Here is a 15,039-nt window from a genome sequence, read left to right as displayed (position 1 = left end):
CACTGGCTGCCATGCAAGAGCAATACCGCCCGGAAGAGATAGAATCAAAAGTCCAGCAACACTGGGACGAGAAGCGCACCTTTGAAGTAACCGAAGACGAGAGCAAAGAGAAGTATTACTGCCTGTCGATGCTTCCCTATCCTTCTGGTCGACTACACATGGGCCATGTGCGTAACTACACCATCGGCGATGTGATTGCACGCTACCAGCGCATGCTGGGCAAAAACGTTCTGCAGCCTATCGGCTGGGATGCGTTCGGTCTGCCTGCGGAAGGCGCGGCGGTCAAAAACAACACCGCTCCGGCACCGTGGACGTACGACAACATCGCGTACATGAAAAACCAGCTCAAAATGCTGGGCTTTGGCTATGACTGGAGCCGCGAGCTGGCAACCTGTACCCCGGAATACTATCGCTGGGAGCAGAAGTTCTTCACCGAGCTGTACAAAAAAGGCCTGGTGTATAAGAAGACCTCTGCCGTTAACTGGTGTCCGAACGACCAGACCGTTCTCGCGAACGAACAGGTTATCGACGGCTGCTGCTGGCGCTGTGACACCAAAGTTGAGCGTAAAGAGATTCCACAGTGGTTTATTAAAATCACCGCTTACGCTGATGAGCTGCTGAACGATCTGGATAACCTGGATCACTGGCCAGATACCGTTAAGACCATGCAGCGCAACTGGATCGGCCGTTCTGAAGGCGTGGAGATTACCTTCAACGTTGAGAACTACGACCAGACCCTGACGGTCTACACCACCCGTCCGGACACCTTCATGGGCGCGACCTACCTGGCGGTGGCCGCAGGTCACCCGCTGGCGCAGAAAGCGGCGGAAAACAATCCGGAGCTGGCTACCTTCATCGACGAGTGCCGCAACACCAAAGTGGCCGAAGCCGACATGGCGACGATGGAGAAAAAAGGGGTTGATACCGGCTTTAAAGCCATTCACCCACTCACTGGCGAAGCAATCCCTGTCTGGGCCGCCAACTTCGTTCTGATGGAGTACGGCACAGGCGCCGTGATGGCTGTTCCGGGTCACGACCAGCGCGACTACGAATTTGCCACCAAATATGGCCTGACCATCAAGCCTGTTATCCTGGCGGCTGACGGTTCAGAACCAGACCTGTCTGAACACGCGCTGACTGAAAAAGGCACCCTGTTCAACTCTGGTGAATTTAGCGGCCTGAGCTTCGAAGAGGGCTTCAACGCCATCGCCGATAAGCTGGCCTCTCTGGGCGTGGGCGAGCGTAAAGTTAACTTCCGTCTGCGCGACTGGGGCGTCTCCCGTCAGCGTTACTGGGGTGCGCCAATCCCGATGGTGACGCTGGAAGATGGCACCGTGATGCCAACCCCGGAAGATCAGCTGCCGGTGATCCTGCCGGAAGACGTGGTCATGGACGGTATCACCAGCCCCATCAAAGCCGATCCTGAGTGGGCAAAAACCACCGTTAACGGTCAGCCTGCGCTGCGTGAAACCGACACCTTTGACACCTTTATGGAGTCATCCTGGTACTATGCGCGCTACACCTGCCCGCAGTATCAGGACGGTATGCTCGATTCCGATGCGGCAAACTACTGGCTGCCGGTAGATATCTACATCGGCGGCATCGAACACGCCATCATGCACCTGCTCTACTTCCGCTTCTTCCACAAACTGATGCGCGATGCTGGCATGGTGAACTCTGACGAACCAGCAAAACAGCTGCTGTGTCAGGGCATGGTACTGGCAGATGCGTTCTATTACGTCGGTGCCAACGGCGAGCGTAACTGGGTTTCTCCGGTTGATGCGATCGTTGAGCGCGACGAGAAGGGCCGTATCGTTAAGGCGAAAGACGCCGAAGGTCATGAACTGGTCTACACCGGCATGAGCAAGATGTCCAAGTCGAAAAACAACGGCATCGATCCACAGGTAATGGTTGAGCGTTACGGTGCGGATACCGTGCGTCTGTTCATGATGTTTGCCTCTCCGGCCGACATGACCCTGGAATGGCAGGAGTCCGGCGTGGAAGGCGCGAACCGCTTCCTGAAACGCGTCTGGAAACTGGTTTACGAACACACTGCACTGGGCGATGCCCCGGCGCTGAACGCCGCCGCACTGACTGAAGATCAGCAGGCGCTGCGTCGCGATGTTCATAAAACAATTGCGAAAGTGACCGATGATATTGGTCGTCGTCAGACCTTCAATACCGCAATTGCGGCTATTATGGAACTGATGAACAAGCTGGCGAAGGCTCCGCAGGACGGCGAGCAGGATCGTGCCCTCATGCGTGAAGCGCTGCTGGCCGTCGTTCGCATGCTGAACCCGTTCACTCCGCACGTCAGCTTCACCCTGTGGCAGGAGCTGAAAGGCGAAGGCGATATCGACAACGCGCCGTGGCCGCAGGCTGACGAATCAGCGATGGTGGAAAACACGACGCTGGTTGTGGTCCAGGTAAACGGCAAAGTCCGCGGTAAAATTACCGTGGCGGTCGATGCAACCGAAGAACAGGTTCGCGAGCGCGCGGGCCAGGAACCTCTGGTCGCAAAATATCTTGAGGGCGTTACCGTACGTAAAGCGATCTACGTACCGGGTAAACTGCTCAATCTGGTCGTTGGCTAAGCGCGGGAGGAAACGTGCGACAACTGGCAACAATACTCTTATCACTAGCGGTGCTTGTCACCGCCGGCTGTGGCTGGCACCTGCGCAATACCACGGCGGTGCCTGCTGAGATGAAAACGATGATTTTCGACTCATCCGATCCGAATGGTCCACTCAGCCGGGCAATTCGTAATCAGCTGCGTCTGAACGGCGTTGAGCTTGTTGAGAAACAAACGCTGCGCCAGGATGTACCGTCTCTGCGCGTTACAGGAAGTGGTCTGTCGAGAGATACGGCCTCTATCTTCCAGGATGGTCGAACCGCAGAATACCAGATGGTTATGACGGTCAACGCAGCCGTTCTGATCCCGGGTAAAGACATCTACCCAATCAGCGCTAAAGTGTACCGTTCGTTCTTCGATAACCCGCAGACGGCGCTGGCAAAAGATGCCGAACAGCAGATTATCATCAACGAAATGTACGACAAGGTGGCAGAACAGCTGATCCGCAAACTGCCAGCTATCGCAGCGTCGACTAAACAAGGATCTGACATCGTTGAAAAACCGGTTGCCGGCACGCTTCCTGCTGCTAACTCTCTGGGTAAATGATGATCAGGCTGTATCCTGAACAACTCCGCGCGCAGCTCAAAGAAGGGCTGCGCGCGGCGTATCTGCTTCTTGGAAACGATCCGTTATTGCTTCAGGAAAGCCTGGATGCCGTGCGGCATGAGGCCGCCTCTCAGGGCTTCGATGAACACCACACCGTCCAGCTGGATAACAACACCGACTGGAATGCCCTCTTCTCACTCTGTCAGGCGATGAGCCTTTTTGCGTCGCGCCAGACTATTCAGATCCTGCTGCCTGAGAACGGCCCTAACGCGGCCATCAATGAACAGCTGGCGACGCTGGTCAGCCTGCTTCACAGCGATCTGCTGCTGATTGTGCGCGGCAACAAGCTCACCAAAGCGCAGGAAAATGCGGCGTGGTTTACCCAGCTCGCAGCCCACGCGGTGCAGGTCACCTGCCAGACGCCTGAACAGGCGCATCTGCCAAAATGGGTGGCAGCGAGAGCAAAGCAGAACAACCTTCAGCTTGATGATGCGGCGAACCAACTGCTCTGCTACTGCTATGAAGGTAACCTGCTGGCCCTGGCGCAGGCGCTGGACAGACTCTCCCTGCTCTGGCCGGATGGCAAGCTGACCTTGCCGCGCGTCGAGCAGGCCGTTAACGACGCGGCGCACTTCACGCCGTTCCACTGGGTGGACGCGCTGCTGTCGGCGAAGAGCAAACGCGCCCTGCATATTCTGCAGCAGCTGCGTCTCGAAGGGAGCGAAGCGGTTATTCTGCTGCGTACGCTGCAGCGCGAATTGCTGCTGCTGATTACGCTCAAGCGTCAGTCGGCCCATACGCCGCTGCGTTCGCTGTTTGATAAACACCGCGTGTGGCAAAATCGCCGCGCTTTGACCACCGAGGCCGTCAACCGCCTGAGTCATGAACAGCTTCGTCAGGCTGTACAGCTTCTGATGCGCGCAGAGCTCACGTTAAAACAAGATTACGGCCAGTCGGTCTGGGCGGAGCTGGAAAGCCTTTCTCTCCTGCTCTGCCACAAGGCGCTGGCAGACGTTTTTATTGATGGATAGCATGCATTCTTTACAGGCCTTATATGGCGGCACCTTCGATCCGGTACATTACGGACATCTGAAGCCGGTTGAAATTCTGGCGAATCTGATCGGACTTCAGCGCGTCACCATCATGCCCAACAATGTCCCGCCCCATCGTCCACAGCCCGAGGCGACCAGCGAGCAGCGAAAAGAGATGCTTGCCCTTGCCATCGCAGATAAACCGCTCTTCCGACTTGACGAGCGTGAGCTGCGTCGCGACACGCCCTCCTGGACGTCTCAGACGCTTCAGGAGTGGCGCGCCGAACAAGGACCAGAGCAGCCGCTGGCTTTTATCATCGGCCAGGATTCACTGCTGAATTTCCCTACGTGGCATCAGTATGAAACCATTCTGGAGAACAGCCACCTGCTCGTCTGCCGCCGTCCTGGCTATCCGCTGACCATGCGCGAAGAGCAGTACCAGCAGTGGCTGGAAGACCATCTCACCGATAATGTTGAAGATCTTCACAACCAGCCTGCCGGGAAGATCTATCTGGCGGAAACGCCGTGGTTCGACATCTCTGCGACTCTCATTCGCGAGCGTTTGCAGCAGGGTTTAGCGTGTGACGATCTGCTGCCAACCCCGGTGCTGGCCTATATCCATGCGCACGGTTTGTATCAGAAAAGCGCAGATGAATAGCCGGAGAGCATAAAAAGCGGCTTATTGTTTATCCTGCCTTGACAGGGTAAGCCATACTGTTATTCTCCGCAGCCAGACTTTCCCGCCGATCATTGCTTTACAGAAATTGTTTTACAAAAATGGCAATGCAATCTCAGGCGGAGGGTGGGATGATACCCGCCTTCAAAAGCCCGGCCGGAGACATTTGTCCCGACGCAGGCGTGAGTTCAGGTATACTGTCTGGCTACGAATTCTAAGTTTTACAATCTCATTCACCCCAGGGGGAAAACTTGCAGGGTAAAGCACTCCAGGATTTTGTTATTGACAAAATTGATGACCTGAAAGGTCAGGACATCATCGCTATCGACGTTAAGGGTAAATCCAGTATTACCGACTGCATGATCATCTGCACCGGTACATCGACGCGTCATGTTGTTTCAATTGCCGATCACGTGGTTCAGGAATCGCGTGCAGCAGGGCTGTTGCCGCTGGGTGTTGAAGGTGAAGCGACGGCTGACTGGGTGGTAGTCGACCTCGGCGATGTGATTGTCCACGTCATGCAGGACGAGAGCCGTCGCCTGTATGAGCTGGAAAAACTCTGGGGTTAATGCGTGAAGTTACAGCTGGTCGCCGTCGGCACCAAAATGCCGGACTGGGTACAAACCGGTTTTACTGAATATCTGCGTCGTTTTCCAAAAGACATGCCGTTCGAGCTGGTGGAAATTCCCGCCGGTAAGCGCGGCAAGAACGCCGATATCAAACGTATTCTCGATAAAGAGGGCGAACTGATGCTGGCTGCCGCAGGCAAAAACCGCATCGTCACCCTCGATATTCCAGGTAAACCCTGGGATACACCGCAGCTGGCGCACGAACTGGAGCGCTGGAAGCAGGATGGTCGTGACGTCAGTCTGTTGATTGGCGGACCAGAAGGGTTATCCCCTGCCTGCAAAGCGGCGGCTGAACAAAGTTGGTCTCTCTCCGCGCTGACGCTTCCCCACCCGCTCGTTCGGGTACTGGTGGCAGAAAGCCTGTATCGCGCGTGGAGCATTACTACCAACCACCCCTATCACCGCGAGTAATGACTGACCAGGGTAGATTAAGCAGCGGATGAAACTACAGAATTCTTTTCGCGACTATACGGCTGAGTCCGCGCTGTTTGTGCGCCGGGCGCTGGTCGCCTTTACCGGGATTTTGCTGCTTACCGGCGTGCTGATCGCCAACCTCTATAATCTGCAAATTGTCCGCTTTACCGACTACCAGACGCGTTCAAACGAAAACCGCATTAAGCTGGTGCCTATCGCACCCAGCCGCGGCATTATTTACGATCGTAACGGCACCCCGCTGGCGTTGAACCGCACCATCTATCAAATCGAGATGATGCCGGAAAAAGTCGATAATGTTCAGGATACTCTGGAAGCGCTGAAAAGCGTTGTCGACCTTAACGATGACGATATCGCGGCCTTCAAAAAAGAGCGCGCCCGCTCTCACCGCTTCACCTCGATCCCGGTTAAAACCAATCTTACGGAAGTACAGGTGGCCCGCTTTGCGGTGAACCAGTACCGTTTCCCCGGCGTGGAAGTGAAGGGATATAAGCGTCGCTACTATCCCTACGGCTCCGCGCTGACGCATGTGATTGGCTACGTTTCCAAGATTAACGACAAAGACGTCGACCGCCTTGATAAAGACGGCAAGCTGGCCAACTACGCTGCTACGCACGATATCGGTAAGCTGGGGATCGAACGTTACTACGAAGACGTTCTGCACGGGCAAACCGGCTATGAAGAAGTTGAAGTTAACAACCGCGGCCGCGTGATCCGCCAGCTGAAAGAAGTGCCGCCCCAGGCGGGGCATGACGTCTATCTCACGCTCGACCTCAAGCTTCAGCAGTATATCGAAACCCTGCTGGCGGGCAGCCGAGCAGCCGTTGTGGTCACCGATCCTCGTACCGGCGGCATCCTGGCGATGGTCTCCATGCCTAGCTATGACCCGAACCTCTTTGTTGACGGCATTTCCAGTAAAGACTATTCCGGTCTGCTGAATGACCCGAACACGCCGCTGGTGAACCGCGCGACGCAAGGGGTTTATCCGCCAGCATCAACGGTTAAACCGTACGTGGCGGTCTCTGCGCTGAGTGCCGGCGTCATCAACCGTAACACCAGCCTGTTTGACCCGGGCTGGTGGCAGCTGCCGGGTTCAGATAAGCGCTATCGTGACTGGAAAAAATGGGGCCACGGTCATCTGAACGTCACCAAATCGCTGGAGGAGTCTGCGGATACCTTCTTCTATCAGGTGGCGTATGACATGGGTATCGACCGCCTGTCAGAGTGGATGAGCAAATTCGGCTACGGGCATTACACCGGCGTTGACCTTTCAGAAGAACGTTCTGGCAACATGCCAACGCGTGAATGGAAGCTGAAGCGCTTTAAAAAACCGTGGTATCAGGGTGACACCATTCCGGTGGGTATCGGCCAGGGCTACTGGACGGCGACGCCGATTCAGATGAACAAAGCCATGATGATCCTCATCAATGACGGCGTGGTAAAAGTGCCTCATCTGTTACAGAGCACGGTTGAAGACGGCAAAAAAGTGCCGTGGAACCAGCCGCACGAGGCCCCGGTGGGTGACATTCATTCCGGCTTCTGGGAAATTGCGAAAGACGGTATGTACGGCGTGGCAAACCGCCCGAACGGTACCGCGCACAAGTACTTCGCCGGTACGCCGTACAAAGTGGCCGCAAAGTCCGGTACTGCCCAGGTGTTTGGTTTGAAAGCCAATGAAACCTATAACGCGCACCGCATTGCTGAACGTCTGCGTGACCATAAGCTGATGACGGCGTTTGCCCCTTATGATAACCCGCAGGTCGCGGTGGCGATGATTCTGGAGAACGGCGGCGCCGGGCCAGCAGTAGGGACCATCATGCGCCAGATCCTTGACCACATTATGCTGGGTGATAACAACACCGAACTGCCGGCTGAAAACCCGGCCGCCGCTGCGGCGGAGGACCAATAATCATGACGGATAATCCAAATAAAAAATCGCTGTGGGATAAAATCCACATCGACCCAGCCATGCTGCTGATCCTGCTGGCTCTGCTGGTGTACAGCGCCCTGGTTATCTGGAGCGCCAGCGGCCAGGACATCGGCATGATGGAGCGCAAAATCGGCCAGATCGCCATGGGTCTGATCATCATGGTAGTGATGGCGCAAATCCCGCCGCGCGTCTACGAAGGCTGGGCGCCCTATCTCTACATCTTCTGTATTATTTTGCTGGTTGCGGTAGATGCGTTTGGCGCTATTTCTAAAGGGGCGCAGCGCTGGCTGGATCTGGGCGTTGTCCGCTTCCAGCCCTCAGAAATCGCCAAAATCGCCGTTCCATTGATGGTGGCACGCTTTATCAACCGCGACGTCTGTCCGCCGTCGCTGAAAAATACCGCCATCGCGCTGGTGCTGATTTTCCTGCCGACGCTGCTGGTTGCGGCGCAGCCTGACCTTGGCACCTCAATTCTTATTGCCCTCTCCGGCCTGTTTGTTCTTTTCCTGTCGGGACTGAGCTGGCGCCTGATTGGTATCGCGGTGGTGCTGATTGCAGCGTTCATTCCTATCCTCTGGTTCTTCCTGATGCATGACTACCAGCGCCAGCGCGTCATGATGCTGCTCGATCCGGAAACCGATCCGCTGGGCGCGGGCTATCATATTATTCAGTCCAAGATTGCGATTGGCTCCGGCGGCCTGCGCGGTAAAGGCTGGCTGCACGGCACGCAGTCGCAGCTGGAGTTTTTACCGGAACGTCACACCGACTTTATTTTTGCGGTACTGGCGGAAGAGCTGGGGCTGGTTGGCATCTTAATATTGCTGGCGCTGTACGTCCTGCTGATCATGCGGGGATTGTGGATTGCAGCACGCGCGCAAACCACCTTTGGTCGCGTTATGGCCGGCGGGTTGATGCTGATTTTATTCGTTTATGTCTTCGTAAATATTGGTATGGTGAGTGGTATTCTGCCGGTGGTAGGCGTACCGCTGCCGCTGGTGAGTTACGGAGGCTCGGCACTGATCGTGTTGATGGCCGGGTTTGGTATCGTGATGTCGATCCATACCCACAGAAAAATGTTGTCAAAAAGCGTATAAAAATAAGGGGATCGGAATGCGTAAGCAGTGGCTGGGGATCTGCATTGCGGCAAGTTTACTTGCGGCCTGCACAAGTGATGATGGTCAGCAACAGGCAACCGTCGCGCCGCCGCAGCCTGCGGTGTGTAATGGCCCAATCGTTGAAATCAGCGGTGCCGATCCCGTTTATGAACCGCTGAATGCCAGTGCCAATCAGGATTACGAGCGCGACGGCAAAAGCTATAAAATTGTTCAGGATCCTTCCCGTTTCAGTCAGGCGGGCTTTGCCGCCATTTATGATGCCGAGCCAGGCAGTAACCTGACGGCTTCCGGGGAAGCGTTCGACCCAATGCAGCTGACGGCGGCACACCCGACGCTGCCGATCCCGAGCTACGCCCGTATCACCAACCTGGCGAATGGCCGCATGATCGTCGTGCGTATCAACGACCGTGGTCCTTACGGAAATGACCGGGTGATCTCCCTGTCGCGCGCGTCTGCCGATCGCCTGAACACCTCGAACAACACCAAAGTCCGTATTGATCCGATTATCGTCGCACAGGATGGTTCGCTCTCCGGGCCAGGTACCGCGTGTACCACGGTGGCAAAACAGACCTATGCCCTTCCTGACCGCCCAAATCTTGACGGCGGAATGGGAAGCGTCTCGTCTCCGGCAGAGCCAGCTCAGCCGGGGGGAGAAATACGCCCGATCAGCAATGACACGCTGCAAAGCGAGGATTCTACCGGCGCGCCGGTAAAGAGTAGCGGCTTTCTTGGCGCACCGACGACCTTAGCCTCGGGCGTGCTGGAAGGTAGTGAGCCGACTCCGGCCCCTGCTCCCGTTGCGGCACCTGCAACCCAGCCGACTCCCGTAACGGCGCCAGCGGCCACGCAAAGTGCGGCGGCGGCTCCAGCAGCGGCCAGCGGCAGCTATGTGGTTCAGGTAGGCGCAGTGAGCGATCAGGCGCGGGCCAAACAGTATCAACAGCGTCTGAGCCAGCAGTTTGGCGTACCAGGACGCGTTGAGCAGAACGGTGCGGTCTGGCGCATTCAGATGGGGCCGTTTGCCAGCAAATCGCAGGCCGCATCCCTGCAGCAGCGTCTGCAGAATGAAGCTCAACTTCAGTCATTTATCGCTGTTGCGAAATAATTAACCGGCGGTATCCGAATTGTCAGTTAGTGTAAAACACATTCACAAACTCATGCTTAAAGTCGGATGCCTGCCTGAATAGCATTTGCTATAGTAAGGCACTTTTTTTAATTCCATCACGGATGTCGTAGTTCTGACCATGAAGACCACTTTTTCTGCTCGTTTTGTGCAGCGCATGGCGCTGACCACGGCCCTTTGCGCTGCTGCGCTCTCTGCAGCTCACGCCGATGACCTGAATATCAAGACCATGATCCCTGGCGTTCCGCAAATCGACGCGGAATCCTACATCCTGATCGATTACAACTCTGGCAAAGTGCTGGCAGAACAGAATGCCGATGCCCGCCGTGACCCGGCCAGCTTGACCAAAATGATGACCAGCTACGTTATCGGCCAGGCGATGAAGGCAGGTAAATTCAAAGAATCGGATCTGGTCACCATCGGTAACGATGCTTGGGCAACCGGGAACCCTGTTTTCAAAGGTTCCTCTCTGATGTTCCTGAAGCCGGGTATGCAGGTTCCTGTTTCCCAGCTGATTCGTGGTATCAACCTGCAGTCTGGTAACGATGCCTGCGTGGCGATGGCCGATTTCGCCGCCGGTAGCCAGGATGCCTTTGTGGGTCTGATGAACAGCTACGTTACCGCGCTGGGTCTGAAAAACAGCCATTTCCAGACAGTACACGGCCTGGACGCTGACGGTCAGTACAGCTCCGCACGTGATATGGCCCTGATTGGTCAGGCGCTGATCCGCGATGTCCCTAATGAATACTCTATCTATAAAGAGAAAGAGTTCACCTTCAACGGTATTCGTCAGACCAACCGTAACGGCCTGCTGTGGGATAACAGCCTGAACGTTGACGGCATCAAAACTGGCCACACCGACAAAGCGGGCTACAACCTGGTGGCCTCTGCCACTGAAGGTCAGATGCGTCTGATCTCTGCCGTGATGGGCGGCCGCACCTTTAAAGGTCGTGAAACAGAAAGCAAGAAACTGCTGACTTGGGGCTTCCGCTTCTTCGAAACCGTGAACCCACTGAAAGCAGGCAAAGAGTTTGCGTCTGAACCCGTCTGGTTCGGCGACAACGACCGTGCTTCACTCGGCGTTGATAAAGATCTCTACCTGACCATTCCACGCGGTCGTATGAAGGATCTGAAAGCCAGCTACGTGCTGAACAGTACCGAGCTGCATGCCCCGCTGCAGAAAAACCAGGTTGTGGGCACGATCAACTTCCAGCTGGATGGAAAAACGATCGATCAGCGTCCGCTGGTTGTCCTGCAAGAAATTCCTGAAGGCAATTTCTTCGGCAAAATCATTGATTACATTAAATTGATGTTCCACCACTGGTTTGGTTGAAAATTGAACACTTGAAAGTGTGATTTTGATCCCCATATACTAAGTATCCTGATAACTCCCACCTGACGTGGGAGTTATTATTTTTTGACGTTACGCCGGAGCTGACATGAAAACCAAACTTAACGAACTGCTTGAATTCCCAACCTCATTTACCTACAAAGTAATGGGTCTGGCGAAACCTGAGCTGGTTGATCAGGTGGTTGAAGTGGTACAGCGCCATGCGCCGGGTGACTACTCTCCGTCAGTAAAACCAAGCAGCAAGGGCAACTACCACTCTGTCTCTATTACCATCACTGCGACACACATTGAGCAGGTGGAAACGCTGTACGAAGAGCTCGGCAATATCGAAATTGTTCGTATGGTGCTGTAGTCCCTTTGCGGTTACCCGGTTTGCCGGGTAACCCCTCTCCCCGCTGTGATATACTCCCCCAACCTTTTGTCCCTCGTCTTCGGAGACGCAGTTTTGTTTCAGGATAAAATTCTGGTCCGTCACCTCGGCCTGCAACCTTATGAGCCTGTCTCCCAGGCTATGCATGACTTCACCGATTCACGCGATGACAGCACCCCGGATGAAATCTGGCTGGTCGAACACCTTCCGGTATTTACGCAGGGCCAGGCGGGTAAAGCAGAACATTTGCTAATGACAGGAGATATTCCGGTTATTCAGAGCGATCGCGGTGGTCAGGTCACTTATCATGGTCCCGGACAGCAGGTGATGTACGTCCTGCTCAATCTGAAACGCAGAAAGCTTGGCGTACGTGAGCTGGTTACCTTACTGGAACAAACTGTCGTCAACACGCTGGCGGAATATGGTATTGACGCGCATCCACGCGCCGATGCGCCGGGCGTTTACGTTGGGGAAATGAAGATCTGCTCCCTGGGGCTGCGTATTCGTAAAGGCTGCTCATTCCATGGCCTGGCCTTGAATATTAATATGGACCTCGCGCCTTTCCAGCGCATTAACCCCTGCGGCTATGCCGGCATGGAAATGACGCAGGTACGCCAGTGGGTTGAAACCGCAACGCCAGAAACTATTCGTCCAGTGCTTTTGAGAAACGTTTTAGCACTACTTAACAATCCACCACACGAATATATCCCTGCTTAATACATCATACAACAGGGCTCGATAATTTGGCGGGCCACTGTTTATTTACCGCTTTTGCACTTTACAATAATCCATAGATTCTATATTTTCGAAGCGCCCGAATATTACCGCTACATATTATTTAGCCTCCAGCAAGCACGGCAAACACGGCATAAGTAACGTGAGCAATAATCACTCAACTGTTTGCTTTTGATAAACAAGTGAAACAAAACCAACACTTTACGAATCTCTACAAGCATAATAAATAAATTCAACTATCATTCATATTGTGAATGTATACGGAGTGAAAGCGTGGAGTATAATAATTTACCAGCCAAACGACTGAATGAACCCGGTGGCGAAGACAAGCCACAAATTTTTCGGACTTTACGTAATATTGATCTCAATTTACTGACTATTTTTGAGGCGGTATATGTCCATAAGGGTATCGTTAATGCTGCGAAAATTCTTAATCTCACGCCATCAGCAATAAGCCAGTCAATCCAAAAGCTTCGCGCTATATTTCCTGACCCATTATTTATCCGCAAGGGCCAGGGGGTAACGCCGACGGCTTACGCCACGCATCTCCATGAGTACATCAGCCAGGGGCTGGAGTCGATTCTGGGCGCACTGGATTTAACCGGGAGCTATGATAAGCAGCGAACCATCACCATCGGCTGTTCCCCTTCTGTGGGGGTGCTGGTGATGCCGGCGATCTTCCAGGCCGTGAAAGAACATGCTCCGCAGCTCCTGCTTCGCAATGTCCCTCTTAATGAACCTGACATTCAGCTTGCCCAGTTCCAGACGGACCTGATTATTGAAAGCGGCAGCTTCAGTGCCAGAGCGCTGGGGCAAAATGTGCTTTATGCGGATAACCTGGTACTGGTTTGCCGCCAGCAGCACCCCGCTCTTAGCGAGCCGTTGACCATCGAAAACCTGCGCAACTACGACCACTCGTCTTTCATGACCGAAGGGCAGTCTAATCATGCGCTTCGTCAGCGTATTGATGAAATTTTCCCGGAACGTCAGATCAGCTTCAGCAGTTACAATATGTTTACCACCGCATCCCTGATCGGCAGCAGCGACATGCTGTGCGTTATGCCATCACGCCTGTACAGCCTGCTACAAAAATGCTGGCCGCTGGAAAGCATCCCGCTCGGTCAGCTTAATGCTGAATCTATCGAGATTTCACTGCATTACAACAAGCTGAGTTTGCGCGATCCGGTCCTGGAAAACGTCATCCGCATTATCCGTCAGGCCTTCTGACAGGTGTAGCCAGCACAAGTCCCTGCAAGCCGCAGGGCAAAAGACACAAAACAACAACTATTTTACAAATTGGCGATCTGGCAGGCTGCTTTAACGACCGTTTCAATGATATACTGCCTGTCGTTCGTTCAAAAATAGTTGATAAATACAACATTCCCTTGAATTGAAACGCTTTCCTTCGATATTCGCAACTGGAACACGCACGCTATGAGTAAACCCATTGTGATGGAACGCGGTGTTAAATACCGCGATGCCGATAAAATGGCCCTTATCCCGGTTAAAAACGTGGCTACAGAGCGCGAGGCGCTGTTAAGAAAACCGGAATGGATGAAAATCAAACTTCCGGCCGACTCTTCGCGTATCCAGGGGATCAAAGCGGCGATGCGCAAGAATGGCCTTCACTCCGTCTGTGAAGAAGCCTCTTGTCCGAACCTTGCTGAATGTTTCAATCATGGTACCGCGACGTTTATGATTCTGGGTGCTATCTGTACCCGCCGCTGCCCGTTCTGCGATGTTGCTCATGGCCGTCCAGTCGCGCCTGATGCTAACGAACCCCAGAAGCTGGCGCAGACCATCGCCGACATGGCGCTGCGTTATGTGGTTATCACGTCCGTTGACCGTGACGACCTGCGTGACGGTGGTGCTCAGCACTTCGCCGACTGCATTACGGCCATTCGCGAGAAAAGCCCAAACATCAAAATCGAGACGCTGGTGCCTGACTTCCGTGGCCGTATGGACCGCGCGCTGGATATCCTGACCGCAACGCCGCCAGATGTGTTTAACCATAACCTGGAGAACGTGCCGCGTATCTACCGTCAGGTCCGCCCGGGCGCTGACTATAACTGGTCCCTGAAACTGCTGGAGCGTTTCAAAGAAGCGCATCCGCATATTCCGACCAAGTCTGGTCTGATGGTGGGTCTGGGTGAAACCAATGAGGAAATCATCGAGGTGATGCGCGATCTTCGCCGCCACGGTGTGACCATGTTGACCCTGGGACAGTATCTGCAGCCAAGCCGTCACCACCTGCCGGTACAGCGCTACGTGAGCCCGGACGAATTCGACGAAATGAAAGCCGAAGCGATGGCGATGGGCTTCACCCACGCTGCCTGCGGCCCATTCGTTCGCTCCTCATACCATGCCGATATGCAGGCTAAAGGCGAAGAAGTCAAATAATGCTGTAATATTCATTTACAGTAATACAAAAAAACCGGCCTCATGAGCCGGTTTTTTTTCGCAAGCCCT

14 protein-coding genes are annotated in these 15,039 nt (G+C 54.4%); all 14 read left to right on the top strand.

The window, feature by feature from the left end; translation table 11 throughout:
- The first annotated feature begins 11 nt into the window (after window positions 1-11).
- Complete coding sequence (gene leuS, locus P346_RS06925) at window positions 12-2,594, top strand: leucine--tRNA ligase (RefSeq protein ID WP_032661101.1); 2,583 nt, start codon at window positions 12-14, stop codon at window positions 2,592-2,594.
- A gap of 14 nt (window positions 2,595-2,608) precedes the next feature.
- Window positions 2,609-3,178 (top strand): LPS assembly lipoprotein LptE, encoded by a 570-nt coding sequence (lptE, locus tag P346_RS06930; protein ID WP_032661098.1) that lies wholly within the window; start codon window positions 2,609-2,611, stop codon window positions 3,176-3,178.
- Entirely contained in the window at window positions 3,178-4,209 is a 1,032-nt protein-coding gene (gene holA, locus P346_RS06935; protein WP_032661095.1) for a DNA polymerase III subunit delta, read from the top strand. Before lptE ends, holA begins: the two co-directional genes overlap by 1 nt.
- The gene (gene nadD, locus P346_RS06940; protein WP_032661093.1) at window positions 4,202-4,867 is read left to right on the top strand and encodes a nicotinate-nucleotide adenylyltransferase; all 666 of its coding nucleotides are present in this window, start codon (window positions 4,202-4,204) and stop codon (window positions 4,865-4,867) included. Before holA ends, nadD begins: the two co-directional genes overlap by 8 nt.
- 269 nt (window positions 4,868-5,136) lie before the next feature.
- Entirely contained in the window at window positions 5,137-5,454 is a 318-nt protein-coding gene (gene rsfS / locus P346_RS06945) for a ribosome silencing factor (RefSeq protein WP_023334893.1), read from the top strand.
- A gap of 3 nt (window positions 5,455-5,457) precedes the next feature.
- On the top strand, window positions 5,458-5,925 hold the full coding sequence (rlmH, locus tag P346_RS06950) for a 23S rRNA (pseudouridine(1915)-N(3))-methyltransferase RlmH (protein ID WP_003858701.1): 468 nt from the start codon (window positions 5,458-5,460) through the stop codon (window positions 5,923-5,925).
- A gap of 28 nt (window positions 5,926-5,953) precedes the next feature.
- Entirely contained in the window at window positions 5,954-7,855 is a 1,902-nt protein-coding gene (gene mrdA, locus P346_RS06955) for a peptidoglycan DD-transpeptidase MrdA (protein WP_023310747.1), read from the top strand.
- 2 nt (window positions 7,856-7,857) lie between these two features.
- Window positions 7,858-8,970: a peptidoglycan glycosyltransferase MrdB gene (gene mrdB / locus P346_RS06960; RefSeq protein WP_023310746.1), complete on the top strand. Its 1,113-nt coding sequence runs from the start codon at window positions 7,858-7,860 to the stop codon at window positions 8,968-8,970.
- A 16-nt stretch (window positions 8,971-8,986) separates the two neighbouring features.
- Window positions 8,987-10,096 carry an endolytic peptidoglycan transglycosylase RlpA gene (rlpA, locus tag P346_RS06965; RefSeq protein ID WP_032661090.1) on the top strand — a complete coding sequence of 370 codons (1,110 nt, stop codon included), beginning with the start codon at window positions 8,987-8,989 and terminating at the stop codon, window positions 10,094-10,096.
- Window positions 10,097-10,235: 139 nt separating this feature from the next.
- Window positions 10,236-11,447, top strand: coding sequence for a D-alanyl-D-alanine carboxypeptidase DacA (dacA, locus tag P346_RS06970; protein ID WP_014069323.1), 1,212 nt, complete (start codon window positions 10,236-10,238; stop codon window positions 11,445-11,447).
- A gap of 106 nt (window positions 11,448-11,553) precedes the next feature.
- Entirely contained in the window at window positions 11,554-11,817 is a 264-nt protein-coding gene (gene ybeD / locus P346_RS06975) for a DUF493 family protein YbeD (RefSeq protein WP_006177135.1), read from the top strand.
- Window positions 11,818-11,910: 93 nt separating this feature from the next.
- Window positions 11,911-12,552: a lipoyl(octanoyl) transferase LipB gene (gene lipB, locus P346_RS06980; RefSeq protein ID WP_032661088.1), complete on the top strand. Its 642-nt coding sequence runs from the start codon at window positions 11,911-11,913 to the stop codon at window positions 12,550-12,552.
- 291 nt (window positions 12,553-12,843) lie between these two features.
- On the top strand, window positions 12,844-13,797 hold the full coding sequence (locus P346_RS06985) for a YbeF family transcriptional regulator (protein WP_032661085.1): 954 nt from the start codon (window positions 12,844-12,846) through the stop codon (window positions 13,795-13,797).
- Window positions 13,798-14,004: 207 nt separating this feature from the next.
- Complete coding sequence (gene lipA, locus P346_RS06990; RefSeq protein WP_023334887.1) at window positions 14,005-14,970, top strand: lipoyl synthase; 966 nt, start codon at window positions 14,005-14,007, stop codon at window positions 14,968-14,970.
- The last annotated feature ends 69 nt before the right edge of the window (window positions 14,971-15,039 follow it).

Source organism: Enterobacter sp. DC1 (assembly GCF_000568075.1).
Taxonomy (GTDB): Bacteria; Pseudomonadota; Gammaproteobacteria; order Enterobacterales; family Enterobacteriaceae; genus Enterobacter; species Enterobacter asburiae.
The sequence above is the reverse complement of the archived record's forward strand: the minus strand, read 5'-3'. Positions and strand labels throughout refer to the sequence as shown.